Source organism: Streptococcus dentiloxodontae (assembly GCF_053206925.1).
The window spans coordinates 1-15,758 of sequence record NZ_JBRUHR010000003.1 but is presented as its reverse complement, the minus strand read 5'-3'; the positions used below and the strand labels follow the sequence as shown (position 1 = coordinate 15,758).

Here is a 15,758-nt window from a genome sequence, read left to right as displayed (position 1 = left end):
ATGAATCGTTCTATGGTCCGCTACCTCGTCTCAAAACTCCTCTTGATTGAAGCAGCTCTCTTACTGGTTCCTTTGACAGTTGCTCTGATTTACCACGAATCCAGTCGGGTTTTCATTGCCATTTTGGCTACCATGGGAATCTTAATTTTCCTTGGAGGAATAGGGACAGCTTTTAAACCCAAAAATTATCATATTTATACTAAAGAAGGAATGCTAATTGTGGCCCTTTGCTGGGTGCTCTGGTCCTTCTTTGGCGGTCTTCCTTTTGTCTTTGCAGGGCAAATTCCATCTGTTATTGATTCTTTCTTTGAAATGAGTTCAGGCTTTACAACAACAGGAGCTACTATTTTGCCTGACGTTAGTGTGCTTTCCCACTCACTTCTTTTTTGGCGCAGCTTTGCCCACCTAATCGGTGGGATGGGGGTATTGGTTTTTGCCCTTGCTATTATGAACAATAACAGTAATGGCCACCACGAAGTCATGCGCGCCGAAGTTCCCGGTCCTGTCTTCGGCAAGATTGTGGCTAAACTTAAAAATACAGCCCAGATTCTATACATTATCTATCTGGTCATGTTCGCCACTTTTGCTCTTATCCTTTGGATTTGCGGTATGCCTTTCTTTGACAGTTTAGTGGTTGCTATGGGAGGCGCTGGTACCGGTGGCTTCGCTGTCTACAATGATTCTATCGCTCATTATCATAGTGACCTTATCGCTTATGTCGTCTCTATCGGAACATTACTGTTTGGGGTCAATTTCAATCTTTATTTCTTTATTCTCCTTGGAAAGGTAAAATCCTTCTTTAAGGATGAGGAACTACGTACTTACTTCGGAATTGTCGCTGTAGCAACTGGGCTGATTATTATCAACATCCTATCGCTTTATGGCAATCTAGCCGAAGCGTTCAAATATTCGTTCTTTGAGGTTTCAACAGTTATCACAACTACCGGATTTGGGCTGACAGATATTACTAGATGGCCGCTCTTTTCTCAGTACGTTTTACTAATATTGATGTTCATTGGCGGTTCAGCAGGCTCCACCGCTGGCGGTTTTAAGGTTATTCGTGCCCTAGTTATGGCTAAAATTGCCCGCAATCAAACGTTATCCACTCTCTACCCTAATCAGATTTTGTCTCTTCATATTAATCACGAACCTATTGATAAACAAACTCAGCATGGCATTCTTAAATACCTAAGCGTTTATGTTCTTATTATATTGACCTTGGTTGGGGTCTTGTCTTTAGATAAGCCTCAAAATCTATTGGTTGTCATCTCAGCGTCGGCCTCTACTTTTAATAATATCGGACCAATGCTTGGAACAACAGATACCTTCGCTATTTTTAATCCTTTATCCAAATTGGTGATGAGCTTTGCAATGATTGCAGGGCGTCTGGAAATTTACCCTATGCTCCTGTTCTTCCTGCCTAGAACATGGTCTAAATACTAATTGAAGATTAAGTGAATAACTAACCAACATTATAGAATAACCAGCTCTACTTCTTGTGGAGCTGGTTATTTCGTCTTAAACTAAAATAATCTGGAACAGGGTCATCTCCAGGTTTAGAAAAGGGATGGCAGCGTAAGATACGGGCAATACCCATCAAGAGGCCTTTTATCCCGTGCTTCTCAATAGCTTGAATCATATAGTTGGAGCAAGTTGGATTAAAACGGCAAGAAGGCGGTGTTATAGGAGAAATATAACGCTGATAAAAACGTACTGGAGCAATTAATATTTTCTTTATCATTTTGTCTTGTTGACAGCCAAATTATGCAGCTGACTGATCTCCTTTTTGTTGAGGCGGCGCGACTGACCCGGACGAAGACCTGTTAAATCCAAGGAACCAAAACGCGTTCGCGACAGCTTATCAACCAACAGACCAACTGATTCAAACATTTTCTTTACTTGATGATTACGCCCTTCATGAATGGTTAATTCAACCACAGAACGGTTTTTTTCTGTATCAACTTTGAGAATCTTATAATGCGCAGGCTTGGTTTTTCTGCCCTCAATGACGACACCGCGTGTCAGCGGACGCAAATTTTCCTTAGTTGCAATGCCTTTTACACGCGCCAAATAAACCTTATCAATCTCATTTCGCGGATGAATCATTTTATCTGTAAAGTCGCCGTCATTAGTTAAAATAAGAAGTCCTGTGGTATCCCAATCAAGGCGCCCCACTGGATAAATCCTCTCTTTGATCTCTGGCATCAAATCAAGAACGGTTCTGCGTCCCTTTTCATCAGATACACTCGAAATCACTCCCCGCGGTTTATTGAGCAGGTAGTAGACCTTTTCTTCATTGTAAATGGGACTGCCGTTAACTTCAACAATATCTCCGTTTTTTACCTTAGTGGCTAATTCTTTTACCGTCTGACCATTAAGGGTCACGCACCCCTCTTTAATCAATTCTTCAGCCTTACGGCGACTAGCTATGCCTGCATGGGCAATGTATTTATTAATACGCATAAATATGATAGAGAAAGTATCTGAAAAGCAATTAATGTTTCAAAGATGATACGCATCTTATGCTTTTCCTTTGATTTTAAATCAAAGTTCCTCTTTTTCCTTTCCTCAGACTCAGGTCTGTACTTTTATTAATATCTCATTTTTAAAGGGCGCTCTCACACCCAACAATAGTCTTGCTTTAGTCTTAAAATCAGGGATTTATTCCTTCTGTTGATACCGAAGTATCGGATGTATCTTCTGGCAGAGCATTTGCAGCCTCTGCTTTTTCTGGAGTGTTTGACTGCTCCTCTTTGAAAAGTGTGCTTTCTTGATCTTCCAATTCTAAATGCTCAATAGCAATTAGCTCATCTAAATGATTGATGCCCACATAATCTAAGAAGTAATCTGTTGTCACATAAAGATTGGGACGCCCGATAGTGTCTTTTTTACCATTTTCACGAATGAGTTCAAAAGCTTGAAGTTTAGAAATAGCTCCGCTGGAGTTCACACCGCGAATATCATCAATTTCAGCTCTGGTGATAGGCTGTTTATAAGCAACGATTGACAGCACCTCTAAACTGGCTCGTGATAAACTTTGATTGATAGGCGTTTTAGAATAATCCCGCAAAAGCTCTGCAAAACTGTCTTTAGTAACCAGTTTATAAGTATTTGAAGACTCAATTAGACAAAGCGCCGAATCAGCGTCAGCGCTATATTTGCTCTGCAATTTTTCAAGAGACTGAGTAACACCTGTTATCGGCAAATCCAAAAGCTGAGCCAATGTCCGTGTACTAAGGCCGTCTTCGCCTGCTACAAAAAGGAGAGCCTCAAGACGTGCTAAATGACTGCTCATGTCCATTCCTTTCTAAGTACAATTCTGCCAAAAACCGTCTCCTGCTTGGCAGAAACACGGTGAACTTTGATGAGTTCTAAAGTTGCCAAAAAAAGAGTAATCACTTGATCCATATCCTTTGCATCTTTAAAAATATCAGCCAAATCTATACTAGGCTTTTCAGCAAAAGCGTCCTCGATAATGACCATCATATCTTCAATTTTATAATCATCTTTGGCAATGGTTGTATGGTTCTGACGGATTTCTTCCTGCTTTTCTGCCATAATTTTTGAGAAAGCCAGAAAAATATCCTGAATAGACTTATCATGGCTGAGACTTATATCCTCATAAACCAGTTCTACCTTTGGTTTAGAATAAAAGAGAGCACGCCGCTCATGCTGCTTAGCCATTTCCTGACTGGCTGCTTTAAAACGGGCATATTCTTCCAACTGACTAAGGAGCTCCAATTCAGGGTCAGTCTCTTCTGGCTCTGTCTCAACTACTGTTGGCAGAAGCTTTCTGCTTTTAATCAGCATCAGTTGACTGGCCATGACCATGTAGTCTCCGGCAATCTCCAGACGCATGGCCTGCAAAGTTGCCAGATAAGCCAGATACTGCTCAATAACATCCACTATGGGCACATCGTAGATGTCCACTTCATATTTGGAGACCAAGTGTAAAAGCAAGTCCAGCGGTCCCTCAAAATCCTTTAGTTTAATATCCATTATACTTGATAATATCTCTCCAGAGTAACCGGACTCTTAAGTCCCAGCTTTCTTGCCAATTCAAAAGCGTCTGTTCCCTGTTTAATTTCTTTTAAGATAAATTGCTGACGCAGACTCTGAGCATTGAGTTCAGGAAAGCCTTGGCTTGTCAAATAAACCTGCAAATGCCTAAACAGCCACTGACGTGAATAGGCCTTATCTCCACGGCCAAGCAAATAAAGTCCTGACCAATTATCGGCTAAAGTTGACAAAGCCTCTAAAAGAGCTGGGCTCAAGGTCAGCACCCGTTTCGTCTGATCCTTAATTATTGTCACAACAGCAAAGTCTAGATCAATATTTTTATTTTCGATGGCTAGTATTTCTGCAGGCAAAAGACCTAAGTCCAGAATCAGCAGACTCGCTAATTTTCCAGCGCAGCTTTCTCCCTCATAGAGTGAAGACAGATCTAAAAGTCCAGTCTTAAGCCGAGGTGGCTGCAGGGCAGATTTGACCGATAAATGATAAAACTCCTCTATCTGGCCTTGCTGGTAAAGATAACGCAAAAACTGATTAACAGCCGAAAGCTTACGTTTGCGGGCAGCAGGTTTCAAAGCCGATAAACTTTGCTCGTAAAAACTGAGCTGAGTCCTATCAATTGTTTGACCGACTGCCTGAATAAACTGCTCTAAATCATAACGATAAGCCTGAGAGGAACTGGCCGATAAAGTTTTGCTCGCCAAAAAACATTCAATAGCCTCAGTCGGATTTTTTAGGAGTGATGATATAGTCATTAGTAAAATTATGTAAGAGGCTGTTAACAGCCTTTAAAATTGACTTACGGGTAATAATCCCAACAAATACGCCTTCTTCTGTCAAAACTGGTAAAAACGGATTATCCACCAATTTGTGCATGACTTCCGTCAAACTAGCTGATTCAGAAACTGTTTCTATTTTGCCATTAACAGCATGGCTAATATCTAAACTGGCCATTTCCCAGTCCTGAAGATTATTTTCTTCTTGATAGTTGATAATATCAGAAATAGAAATGGTGCCAACATAAGCCTTGTCTTTGGTGATAACAGGCACTCGCGAATAGCCATTGCTCGTTAATAACAATAAGACATGATCCGCATTATGCGTATCAATAAAAATCACCAAATCCTCAGCTGGGATGAGATAATCATCCAAATGGCTAATTAAAAATTGTTCAAATTCTTTAGCAATCATCTCTTGAATTCCTTTGAAATAGCGGGATATAGCTTATGGTCTCGAGTATAATAATCCACACGAATAATATCAGCTGTGATAGTAACCATTGCATAGAGTCTTTCATTAATATCACCGCGCGGCTGCAAAACAGACCCAGGATTTATGAAAACTGTTTTTCCATTTTGCCAAGCGTCTGCACGGTGTAAGTGTCCATAAAGGCAAATATCAGCATCAGCCTCTTGGGCAAATAAATCCAGTTTATCCCAAGTGAAATTGATGGCATAAAGATGGCCATGCGTTTGAGCTATCGTTATATCACCAATATGAGCAATCAAATCACTGGGATAACCATTATCGTAATCGCAGTTGCCGCGTACCACATAAATCCCTGACCAAATAGAATCACTTGCTTCAAGCTCTGAATCACCATTATGAAAAATGGCATCAACCTTCCCTTGATAGCGTTCCTTAATACCCTTAACAATTTCACGATCTCCATGAGAATCACTCATGACAATTATTCTGCTTTCTGCCATGACGGAAATACCTCCATAAGTTTCTTAACTGCCTGTCCGCGATGAGAAATACTGTTTTTTTCTTCTGGTAATAGCTGAGCAGATGTTTTTCCTGTCTCCCCTACTAAAAACAAGGGATCATAGCCAAAGCCATTGTCACCCTTAGGTTCAGTGGCAATATAGCCTTCCCAATCCGCTTCGACCACTAAACTGTCACGTCCAGGCGCAGCAACTGCCAGAGTCGTATGAAATTGAGCTGAACGTTTTTCTTGATCAAAGACCATTGCAAGTTCATGTAAAAGTTTGCGATTGTTGTCATTATCCGTTGCATCAGGCCCAGCAAAACGAGCTGACCACACTCCTGGCAAACCTCCTAACACATCTACTTTAAGTCCCGAATCATCTGCCAAGACCATTTTACCTGTCAATGCCGAAATCGTTTCAGCTTTAAGGCGAGCATTCTCCTCAAAGGTTGTTCCTGTCTCTTCAACCTCAGGTAAATCAGGAAAATCATTGAGATTTAATACTTTGATACCTATTTTTTCAAAGAGCTTGCGAAATTCTCTGGTCTTTCCTTCATTACGTGTGGCAATAAGAAGAATGTCCCCAATAGACGATGCGTCTGTCTTTCTAAAGAAATCTTTGATAGCAACACCCTTTTTAGGCAAATGTACTAGAAACAGTTGATTGGCTTCAGATACTAAAATGGCACCTGCGTGCTGCTGCACTTTAAGATGACGGTTCATTTCCTGATTAATCATATCCACAACAAAGGAAATCAGACGAAAATCAGACGATTGCTTAATAACAGTCACACTATAGCCAGCAGTCTGATTTGCTGTTAAAGAAGGAATCAAACCTTTCAGCTCTTGTCCAAGATGTGAAAGAGCCTCATCAGCATGTCCGCCCAAGCAAGCAATATCACCAAGGCCTGTCCAAGTCCCGATAAACCAATCTTGACTGTCCTTATATTCATAAATATTATCAGTCATGCTTTACTTCCTTTTCTAGATTCACATGTTCTACTGTGACAGCTCTTCCCAACCACTGCTCTGCTATTTCCCTAAAACCGGTAACGCTAGCTGTTGTGTAAAAGTGATCTTGTTTATCCGAAATCTCGCGGCTGCGGTTAATTTCAAAGTAATTAAGCAGAACCGAAATATCACGTACCGTTTCTGCTCCGCTGTCAATCAGCTTGACCTGAGGCCCCATTACATTTTGAATGATCGGGCGCAAAAGCGGATAGTGAGTACAGCCCAGAACCAGCGTATCTATTTTCCCCGCAAAAGGAGCCAAACTTTCATAAACCACTTTTTTAGCCAAACTTGAACGAGTTTCATTAGATTCTACGATAGGAACAAATTTGGGACAAGCTAGGCTTTTAACCTGCATATCTGGTGCCAAGCTCTTGATTTTTTGCTCATAAATATTCGAAGCAATGGTCATGGGAGTCCCAATCACACCAATTTTTTTGCTTTGTGTTGATTTAATAGCTGCGCTTGAGCCAGGTAAAATGACACCTAAAACGGGAATGGAAAGGGTTCGTTTGATTTCTTCCCAAACTACCGCTGTTGCCGTATTGCAGGCAATTACAATCATTTTGACATCTTTGGTCAAGAGAAAGTTAACTAATTGCCAAGTATATTCTCGAATTTGTTTGGCTGGCCTTGGTCCATAAGGAGCCCTAGCCGAATCCCCGATATAAATGATTTCCTCATGAGGTAGCTGACGCATCAACTCACGCACTACAGTTAAGCCGCCAACGCCGGAATCTAAAAAACCGATAGGACGATTATCCATAAAAACTCCCTAGGCACACGGCCTTTATACTAGAAAGAGGAGCAGGTCAATTCCCAGCTCCTCTCCCCACTAATTAGGAAATAAGCCGCCAAACAGCTGACCTATCCCTTATTATCTTTATTTATTATTTTCTTTTCTTCTTTTTACTATCAGCAAGTGCTGTTTTTTGCTGCTTGATAATTTGATTATAAGTTTGACGAACCTTGGCCTCATTTGGTTTTTGTCCTGCTGCTGACATCATGGTACGTACCGCATCAACATTTAAACGAGGATTTTCTGCAAGTTCTTTTTCCATTTGTTTACGAGCAAAATAAGCTCCTCCATAAAAGCCGCCGATTACAGCAACAAAAACGATAATAATCCAAAGGATGGTGTTCATAAATTCAAATTCTCCTCTATTTTTTACAAGCCTTATTATAGCAAAAATACCTTACCCTGACAAATAGCGGCCACTGTTATTTCACTATTTTAAACAGCAGGCTGAAAATTATTTGCTGCCTTATTATTTTTCAAAATCAAAACCATAAAGTGTTGCAAAATAATCATCAGCAGTCTCAGCACGGCGAATCATTCGGGCGCTGCCATCTTCTTGAAGCAAAATCTCAGCCGAACGCAGGCGGCCATTGTAATTATAGCCCATAGAAAATCCATGTGCACCTGTATCATGAATGACAAGAATATCTCCAACACGCGCTTCTGGCAGTTCGCGATTTTTTGCAAACTTATCATTATTTTCACAGAGCGAACCAGTCACATCAACAAGTTGCAGCTTCCCTTTGGGATTACTAATATTGGTAATATGATGGTAAGCATCGTACATAGCTGGGCGCAGCAAATTGACCGCTGAGGCATCAACACCTACATAATGACGATAAGTATCTTTCAAATGCAAAACCTTGGTCACCAAATGACCGTGCGCAGCCAGCATGAAACGGCCAAGTTCCGTGTAAATGGCAATATGACCCAAGCCATTTGGCACCAAAATCTCATCAAATTTAGCATGCACTCCTTCACCAATTACGGCAATGTCATTTTGCCGGTCAGCTGGCGTGTAATCTACGCCAATGCCACCTGAAAGGTTGATAAAATCTAAGCAAATTCCGATTTTCTCTTTAAGCTCAACAGCCAATTCAAAGAGCTGGGCAGCTAAGGTTGGATAATAGTCATTGGTTACTGTATTTGAAGCCAAAAAGGCATGAAGTCCAAACGACTTGACTCCTTTATCACGCAGATCTTGGTAGCCTTGAAAGAGCTGTTCTTTTGTCATCCCAAATTTTGATTCCTCAGGATTATCCATAATATCTGTACCTAAAGCAAAGACCCCTCCAGGATTATAACGCAGCGAAACGGTTTCAGGAAGCCCCGCAGCCTCATCTAAAAAAGCAATGTGTTCGTAAGCATCCAAGTTTATCGTCGCTCCAATTTCACGTGCATAGACGAACTCTTTAGCCATGGTATCATTTGATGTAAAAGAAATAGCAGAGCTGTCAAAACCTACCTTCTTAGACATTAAAAGTTCTGTATCCGTTGCACAATCAACCCCGCAGCCCTCTTCTTTTAAAATCTTAAGAATCGTTGGATTGGGTGTTGCCTTAACCGCAAAAAATTCTTTAAATCCAGGATTCCAAGAAAAAGCTCTGTTAACAGCACGCGCCGTTTCGCGAATACCTTTTTCATCGTAAAGATGAAAAGGAGTGGGAAATTGATTGGTTATTTTCGCCAACTGTTCTACAGTTGCAAATGGTGTTTTCATATCAGCAGTCTCCGCAATCTTTAAAATGTGTGTCTATTATACCATAGAGCATTGCTATTTAGTACCTATAGCGCCAAAGAAGTCATGACAAGTCCAATTAAAGTATGCTATAATGATATTGTAAACGTTTTAATAAAGAATGAAGGGGGCTTTTATGAAAAAAGCATTTTATTTAGGAGCTATCGCTTTGGGAGCAACCATCGTTTTAGCAGCTTGTGCTAAACCTGAGCTGGAAGCAAGTTTATCTGTTGGAAATATCAGTTATCTGTCTGGAACAGACTTAGATCTAAAAGATAACCAGACACTTATTCAAGTAGACTTTACCTTGGAAAATACAGCCAAAAAAGATGCTACTATTGCAACATCGGCCAAGCAATTCTATTTAGAAGACAGTGAAGGAAATAAAGTCAAAGCTCAAAAAGTTGATGTTGACGATTTGCCAGATACTATGAGTTCTGTAGATCCTGCTAGCGACAGCAGCGCCTTTGATGAACTTCTAGCAGGAGATTCAGAAAACGTCACTTATTTCTTCAAGGTTAACAATAAAGAAGACTATAAAGTTGTCTTTGAATCTAAAGACGAAAAAACCAAAGGACAAACCGTAGAGGCTAAACTTAAAAACTTTGACGGAGACACCATCAATTCCGTCAAGTCTGCAGTTGACTCTTACTTCTCAGCGGTACTTCTTGGCGGGGAATCTGGAGATTACGATACCTATGTTGCCAATGATTTAAATACAGCTAAAAGTGAATTTTCTTCCTACTTCTCTGACAGTCTGTCTTATGGTTTTGGCGGAGAATCCTCTTATCTAATGCCTACTGGTGATGAAATACCAAAAGTTCTAAGCTGGATTCAAACAGCCAACCGCGAACGCGGTTCTTATACAGTAGATAATATCATTGTTGCAGAGGATACTGCTAATTTTAATCTAGATATGAAGACAGTCAGCCTGACTGAAGCAGACAAGTCTTACTCCAGCAGCCATGATCTTCAAAGTGAAGTTCAAAATTATGCATCATCACATGGTGGTGTTACTAGCGACAATGTTCAAAGTGTGGCTAAGCAATACTACATGGAAACCTACCTTCCAAATTCCATTAAAGAAGTAACTCCAACAAAACCTACAAGCACTGGAACAGATGTTTTTGATGGCTACTCCTTTGAATTGACTAAAGAAGATGACAAATGGGCTTTCCCAACAAAAGACAGCTACAGCGGCAATTGGGAATATTATCCTCTCTTTTATGCTTACACAGGCCAGCTCGGCACTTTGACCTATGGTTATTAATTAACAAAAAACTCCTTATGAATGAATATCGTAAGGAGTTTTTCACTGAAAAGCAGCTCAAAATCTGAGCAAACAAATTTTAAGCAAAATATTTTTTTAAAATTCGACTGTATTTTGCTAATAATAAGCAATCTGCAAGCTTAGGTGACAACAAATTGATTTTGGCAAAAAGGCTCGTACCAAATCCCATTAAAATGACCTGCCTTTGCTTTCTTAAACCATTTAATAAAGCATTTGCAACATCATCAACCAAAGAGATAGAAACTCCCATTTCCTCCCATACTTTATGATAAGGAGCCTCCGCCTTCGTATGTGCTGCATTAGGACAAAAATAGGTCAACCGAATAACAGAACCTTCCTGATTCAATTCTCTGTTCATAGATTCTATAAAAGAAAATAATCCCGAACGCGAAGCAACGTCTGCACTGTAATACGGAAATGCTAAACGGCCATCAACAAAACCACCTGAATGAACAACCGTATTTCCCTTGACATTATTTAACAAAGGCAGAAATGTTCTAGTAAGCAAAATACCACCCAAAAGATTAACGGACAAAGTTCGTTCAATATCTGCTAAAGAGTGCTTTAACAAGGGTTTTCGCACATCATATCCTGTAGCATTGATAACGATATCAACCTTATCAGACCACGCTTTAACACGAACAGCCAAATTTTCCAAAGAAGTTTCATCGGTAATATCTGCACTGACTATAGGAATATCCAAAGGTACCCTTTGACGTAAACTCTCTAATTTTTGCTCATTGCGCCCAACTAGGAAAAGGAGTGCCCCTTCTTTTAAAAAAATGCCGAACATAGGTCTCCCCAAGTCCTCCAGTTGCTCCAACGATAACAACCCTTTTCCCTTTAAAATACATTCTACCGCCTCCTATCCTAAAATAATAAAAGCATTCAATCACAAAGAATTAAATGCTCAAAAAACTAATTATTACGTCCAAAAATACGTAATAGATTAAGAAATAGATTGATGAAATCCAGATAAAGGCTAAGTGCCATTGAAACAGCCCAGCCATCAGTAGGTCTGCCGTCCAGCTGATTGTAAACATTTTTAATCAGTTGATTATCGTAGGCGATTAGTCCTGAGAAAATCAAAACAGAAGCAATAGAGATAATGTATGAAAAACCTGAACTTACAATAAAGAAATTGACAACACTGGCAATGATAATTCCAAATAAGGCTGCTAACAAAAACTTGGCCATTCCTGACAAATCACGCTTAGTTGTTGCACCAATCAAAGCCATAACGAAAAAGATAATAGCCGCGCTCAACAGAGCTTGGAAGACCGTTGACTGAGCATAACGAATGATAATAAAACTTAGGGTAAATCCATTTAAAGCTGAATAAACCAAAAAGAGCGGCAAAGCTGCTGGCGTATTTCGACGTGCTGCGGCTGAAGCAACAACAACCAAAACCAATTCCAAACCTATAGCAACCAAAGGAACCCATGAATAGTTAATGATAATATTAACAAAGTTCTGCCAAAATACTCCCAACATCAGCCAAGAAATAACTGCTGATAATCCTAAGCCCATTCCGACAAGTGCATAAATTTTTGCATAAAAGCGATTAATACCGCTGACTGATTGTGTGTAAATAATATTATTTTCCATTAGTTATTTCTCCTTTATAATATCAAGTGTATGGCTATCAATGATGATGACTCCCTAGAGTTTTACGGCGTAAAATTCTGCTATTCTTTATCCGCTTTCGAAAAGGAGCCGTTACCTCTTTGATTGCCCAGTACTTATCTACCATAGTGACAATGTAAGATTCCTTGTAGCGGGGAAAGGCAAGCGTTGTTCCCCACATGTGCTTAAGAATAATATCTTCTTCTTTTTTGTTCAGATCTGTAATTTTTTTAGCATTACGAACAGCAATTCTTGGATGCACCCAGGCATGACTCTTATTAAATTTAGTGTCTCGCCAATCATAATAAAACAAATCATGCAAAAGACCGCCTCTAGCTGTTGCCTTAGCATCCCAGCCAAGCTTTTTAGCGATTTTGTAACTAGTATAGCTCACATTAATAGAATGCTGCATCCGAGTTGAATAATGATGATGCGTGATACCATCCAGTTTTTGAAAACGAGGATGACGAATCAAATGCTCCACTTCCTGCATATAATCTTTGTCTTTTTTATAGTTAGTCATTATAATACCTCACTAAGCAGTTTTTCTGCTAGACATGTTATTATACCATTATTCCTTAAAGCCAACTCAAAGAAACTGTTAACTGTTATGAAAATCAGACCTAAGACCTAAAGACTGAACATCAAAATTCCTGCAGCGACAGCAACATTAAGACTCTCGGCCTGCCCTGACATGGTAATATGAACCAGCTGATCAGCTTCTTGCTCCATCTGCTCTGAAATTCCCTGTCCTTCATTTCCCATGACAAGAGCAAAACTTTCTTGATTCCCTAAACTCTTATAATCTGTAGAGTTTTCCGATAGACTTGTCGCTAGAACAGAAATTCCTTGGGTCTGACAGGTTTGGATAAAACTCCAAATATTTCCGCGGTAAACAGGCAAATGGTACTGGCTGCCTTGCATAGAACGCAAAGTCTTTTGATTATAAATATCTGCCGATTTATCTGATAAAAAGACCCCCGTAAAACCTGCTGCATCTGCTGTACGAATCATCGTCCCAACATTACCTGGGTCTTGAACATCTTCTAAAACCAGATACTTACCTGATAAGCGCTCAGGAATAATCTGATCTCGCAAAGCTATTTCCGCCACAATGCCTTGAGGGCTTGGCGTATCAGAAATTTCCCTAAGAACCTCAGGAGTCACCAGCTTGATCTGCTTTTCATTCCCAATGCGGTCTGCCATATCCGCCAAGACAAAAACACGAAGAATTTCAGCACCATTGGCCTTAGCTTCTTGATAGAGATGCCAGCCTTCAATCAGATAAGAAGACTTACGATATTTTTTCTGCAAGAGCTTTTTAGCCGATTTGACCGCACTGTTAGCCTTTGACTGTATGATTTCCATATCTTTATTATACCAAATTTCGAGAAAAATAGAGGAGCTGACTTGACCTATTTTGCCAGTCAGCATATACTAAAAGAAAAAAGGAGGTATTCCTATGCAAAAAATGAGATTACTCGTGTCTGGACGCGTTCAAGGTGTTGGTTTTCGCTACTCAACCTATCTTTTAGCCAGAGAAATGGGAGATATTTACGGCCGTGTTTGGAATAATGACGATGGCACAGTTGAAATTCTGGCACAGTCAAATGATAAAGCCAAATTAGCTAAATTTATCCAAGAAGTCAGAAAGGGACCTTCGCAATTTGCCAAAGTTACCTATGTCAATGCTACTATGGCTAATTTTGAAGACTATGATGATTTCCAGATGACAAATTAGATAAACAGCTCAGCCATTTATCCAGATAAAAACCGCAGTTTTAGCTTGTCCTAGCGCTTAAAAAAGAGTAAAATATACAGGTATTATTAAAATCTAAAGGAATTATATTATCGTGAATAAATCTAGTAAACGTCTTGCGCTCACTGCTTGGTCCGCCGGTATGCTGCTTCTCCTTTCAGGATGTGTTCGCCTTGATTCTAGCGGAAATCCAATAGGAACTGTTTGGGAGCTGCTTGGAAAACCAATGAGTCATGTCATCACTTATTTTGCTAAGGATTTAGGACTTGGTTTTGGGCTTGGTATCATCCTTGTTACCATTGTTGTGCGTTTAATTATCTTGCCTCTAGGACTTCATCAGTCCCGCAAAGCCGCTTATCAAGCTGCTAAACGCGATTACCTCAAACCGATTTTTGATCCTATTAATGAGCGTATGAAAAATGCGACAACTCAAGAAGAAAAGCTGGCAGCACAAACAGAACTCATGCAAGCACAGCGCGAGAATGGCGTCAGCATGTTAGGAGGGCTTGGCTGTTTGCCGCTTTTAATTCAAATGCCTTTCTTCTCTGCTCTTTATTTTGCCGCTCGATTTACCAAGGGAGTTTCGGAATCAACTTTCCTAGGTATTAATCTCGGCGAACGAAGTCTAATACTGATTGCGATCATTGCTCTTCTCTATTTCGTTCAGTCTTATTTGTCAATGCTCAGCATGCCCGAAGAGCAACGCTCTCAAATGAAGACGATGACCTATACGATGCCATTGGTGATGGTCTTCATGGCATGGAGCCTTCCGTCAAGCGTGGGACTTTATTGGTTTGTTGGTGGTATCTTCTCTATTATCCAACAACTAATCACAACTTACCTCATTAAACCAGGTCTTCGCAAAAAAGTTGAAGAGGAATTCAAAAATAATCCTCCAAAAGCTTTCAAATCAACAAATACACGCAAAGATGTGACACCAAAGCAAGGTAAAAAGGCAATTAATCAGCCAAAACCAAAAGCAAATCGTAATGCTGGCAAACAGCGTAAACGCAAATAACAATCAGCAAGTATCAAAAAATATCTAATGAACTCAGGGGGAAGACTAGAATCGACATAGCCAGCCAGTTTCCCCAGCTATTGTGATTCAAACAAAAATCTTAAGTTGAATGAGCTTGAAACAAACATTGTTCCAAGCTCATTTTTTATCTGTCTTAATAAGAAAAATAGCATCAACTAATGCAGAATACAAAAAAAGCAGGACTAGACCTGCTTTTTATGGCTCTATAATATCTGTAGTGGGTAACTCCCCTTCGGGTATTGTAGGGCTTTTTGATTATATGAAAAAAGTCCCATATGACTTATAATGAAAAGCGACAAAACCATCATTAGAAAGATTCATATGGAACATCTCAAGAATACCACAGATTTAATCGGATTGAAAGACAAAAATATCAAAATCTTGTTTGTTTTACAACACCAAACTCACATCGAGATACGGGCAAAATTGGATTATCAAGCTTCTGACTGTCCCCATTGTCAAGGAAAAATGATGAAATATGACTTTCAGAAAGCCTCAACTATCCCACTCCTTGACATTCAAGGCATGCCTACCCTTCTAAAGCTCAAAAAGCGTCGCTTTCAGTGTAAGGCTTGTCGCAGAGTGAGGGTAGCTGAGACGCCTCTCGTTCAGAAAAACGGTCAGATTCCCAAACCTATCTGGACTAAAATCACACAGCTTCACACTGAAAAACTGACTAACTCCGCTATCGCAAAGAAACTCCATATCTCTGTCTCTGCCGTTCAGAGAAAGTTAGCACAATTCACTTTCAAAGAGGATTTCTCCAAACT

The 15,758-nt window shown here is 40.0% G+C and carries 19 protein-coding genes and 1 pseudogene; 5 read left to right on the top strand and 15 right to left on the bottom strand.

Annotated elements, in window-relative coordinates:
* Nucleotides 1–1,443: a TrkH family potassium uptake protein gene (locus ACVRZ8_RS02860; protein ID WP_447447829.1), complete on the top strand. Its 1,443-nt coding sequence runs from the start codon at nucleotides 1–3 to the stop codon at nucleotides 1,441–1,443.
* Between the two features lie 46 nt (nucleotides 1,444–1,489).
* On the opposite strand, the gene yidD is transcribed toward ACVRZ8_RS02860, so the two are convergent.
* The 11 genes from yidD to ACVRZ8_RS02805 form a co-directional block, all read right to left on the bottom strand.
* A complete protein-coding gene (gene yidD, locus ACVRZ8_RS02855) occupies nucleotides 1,490–1,741 on the bottom strand; it encodes a membrane protein insertion efficiency factor YidD (protein WP_447447828.1) in 252 nt (83 codons plus the stop codon).
* Nucleotides 1,738–2,463 carry a pseudouridine synthase gene (locus ACVRZ8_RS02850; protein WP_447447827.1) on the bottom strand — a complete coding sequence of 242 codons (726 nt, stop codon included), beginning with the start codon at nucleotides 2,461–2,463 and terminating at the stop codon, nucleotides 1,738–1,740. The genes yidD and ACVRZ8_RS02850 overlap by 4 nt, the downstream gene beginning before the upstream one ends.
* Before the next feature lie 190 nt (nucleotides 2,464–2,653).
* Entirely contained in the window at nucleotides 2,654–3,295 is a 642-nt protein-coding gene (gene scpB, locus ACVRZ8_RS02845; protein WP_447447826.1) for an SMC-Scp complex subunit ScpB, read from the bottom strand.
* Nucleotides 3,292–3,999, bottom strand: coding sequence for a segregation/condensation protein A (locus ACVRZ8_RS02840; protein WP_447447825.1), 708 nt, complete (start codon nucleotides 3,997–3,999; stop codon nucleotides 3,292–3,294). Before ACVRZ8_RS02840 ends, scpB begins: the two co-directional genes overlap by 4 nt.
* Nucleotides 3,999–4,769 carry a site-specific tyrosine recombinase XerD gene (gene xerD / locus ACVRZ8_RS02835; RefSeq protein ID WP_447447824.1) on the bottom strand — a complete coding sequence of 257 codons (771 nt, stop codon included), beginning with the start codon at nucleotides 4,767–4,769 and terminating at the stop codon, nucleotides 3,999–4,001. The genes ACVRZ8_RS02840 and xerD overlap by 1 nt, the downstream gene beginning before the upstream one ends.
* Nucleotides 4,735–5,205 carry a cyclic-di-AMP-binding protein CbpB gene (cbpB, locus tag ACVRZ8_RS02830; RefSeq protein ID WP_447447823.1) on the bottom strand — a complete coding sequence of 157 codons (471 nt, stop codon included), beginning with the start codon at nucleotides 5,203–5,205 and terminating at the stop codon, nucleotides 4,735–4,737. Before cbpB ends, xerD begins: the two co-directional genes overlap by 35 nt.
* The gene (locus tag ACVRZ8_RS02825; protein ID WP_447447822.1) at nucleotides 5,202–5,723 is read right to left on the bottom strand and encodes a metallophosphoesterase; all 522 of its coding nucleotides are present in this window, start codon (nucleotides 5,721–5,723) and stop codon (nucleotides 5,202–5,204) included. Before ACVRZ8_RS02825 ends, cbpB begins: the two co-directional genes overlap by 4 nt.
* A complete protein-coding gene (locus tag ACVRZ8_RS02820) occupies nucleotides 5,705–6,694 on the bottom strand; it encodes a nucleoside-triphosphate diphosphatase (protein WP_447447821.1) in 990 nt (329 codons plus the stop codon). The genes ACVRZ8_RS02825 and ACVRZ8_RS02820 overlap by 19 nt, the downstream gene beginning before the upstream one ends.
* On the bottom strand, nucleotides 6,687–7,502 hold the full coding sequence (gene racE / locus ACVRZ8_RS02815) for a glutamate racemase (protein ID WP_447447819.1): 816 nt from the start codon (nucleotides 7,500–7,502) through the stop codon (nucleotides 6,687–6,689). Before racE ends, ACVRZ8_RS02820 begins: the two co-directional genes overlap by 8 nt.
* 124 nt (nucleotides 7,503–7,626) lie before the next feature.
* A complete protein-coding gene (locus ACVRZ8_RS02810; RefSeq protein WP_447447818.1) occupies nucleotides 7,627–7,881 on the bottom strand; it encodes a YneF family protein in 255 nt (84 codons plus the stop codon).
* 123 nt (nucleotides 7,882–8,004) lie between these two features.
* On the bottom strand, nucleotides 8,005–9,255 hold the full coding sequence (locus ACVRZ8_RS02805) for a diaminopimelate decarboxylase (RefSeq protein ID WP_447447817.1): 1,251 nt from the start codon (nucleotides 9,253–9,255) through the stop codon (nucleotides 8,005–8,007).
* Between the two features lie 154 nt (nucleotides 9,256–9,409).
* Here ACVRZ8_RS02805 and ACVRZ8_RS02800 point away from each other — a divergent pair, with 154 nt between their 5' ends.
* Nucleotides 9,410–10,543: a DUF5105 domain-containing protein gene (locus ACVRZ8_RS02800; RefSeq protein WP_447447816.1), complete on the top strand. Its 1,134-nt coding sequence runs from the start codon at nucleotides 9,410–9,412 to the stop codon at nucleotides 10,541–10,543.
* Nucleotides 10,544–10,622: 79 nt separating this feature from the next.
* Here the strand turns inward: ACVRZ8_RS02800 and ACVRZ8_RS02795 are convergent.
* The 4 genes and pseudogenes from ACVRZ8_RS02795 to ACVRZ8_RS02780 form a co-directional block, all read right to left on the bottom strand.
* A pseudogene (locus ACVRZ8_RS02795) lies at nucleotides 10,623–11,418 on the bottom strand (SDR family NAD(P)-dependent oxidoreductase).
* Between the two features lie 64 nt (nucleotides 11,419–11,482).
* Nucleotides 11,483–12,172, bottom strand: coding sequence for a Bax inhibitor-1/YccA family protein (locus ACVRZ8_RS02790; protein WP_447447815.1), 690 nt, complete (start codon nucleotides 12,170–12,172; stop codon nucleotides 11,483–11,485).
* A gap of 37 nt (nucleotides 12,173–12,209) precedes the next feature.
* Nucleotides 12,210–12,713 (bottom strand): HDIG domain-containing metalloprotein, encoded by a 504-nt coding sequence (locus ACVRZ8_RS02785; protein WP_447447814.1) that lies wholly within the window; start codon nucleotides 12,711–12,713, stop codon nucleotides 12,210–12,212.
* Between the two features lie 107 nt (nucleotides 12,714–12,820).
* Nucleotides 12,821–13,558, bottom strand: coding sequence for a TrmH family RNA methyltransferase (locus ACVRZ8_RS02780; RefSeq protein WP_447447813.1), 738 nt, complete (start codon nucleotides 13,556–13,558; stop codon nucleotides 12,821–12,823).
* Between the two features lie 94 nt (nucleotides 13,559–13,652).
* Here ACVRZ8_RS02780 and ACVRZ8_RS02775 point away from each other — a divergent pair, with 94 nt between their 5' ends.
* From ACVRZ8_RS02775 to ACVRZ8_RS02765, 3 genes are all read left to right on the top strand, one after another.
* Entirely contained in the window at nucleotides 13,653–13,931 is a 279-nt protein-coding gene (locus ACVRZ8_RS02775; protein ID WP_447447812.1) for an acylphosphatase, read from the top strand.
* 112 nt (nucleotides 13,932–14,043) lie between these two features.
* Nucleotides 14,044–14,967, top strand: a complete 924-nt coding sequence (gene yidC / locus ACVRZ8_RS02770) for a membrane protein insertase YidC (protein ID WP_447447811.1) — start codon at nucleotides 14,044–14,046, stop codon at nucleotides 14,965–14,967.
* A gap of 342 nt (nucleotides 14,968–15,309) precedes the next feature.
* Nucleotides 15,310–15,758: transposase family protein (locus ACVRZ8_RS02765; RefSeq protein ID WP_447447938.1), on the top strand; the 449-nt coding region annotated here is incomplete at its 3' end.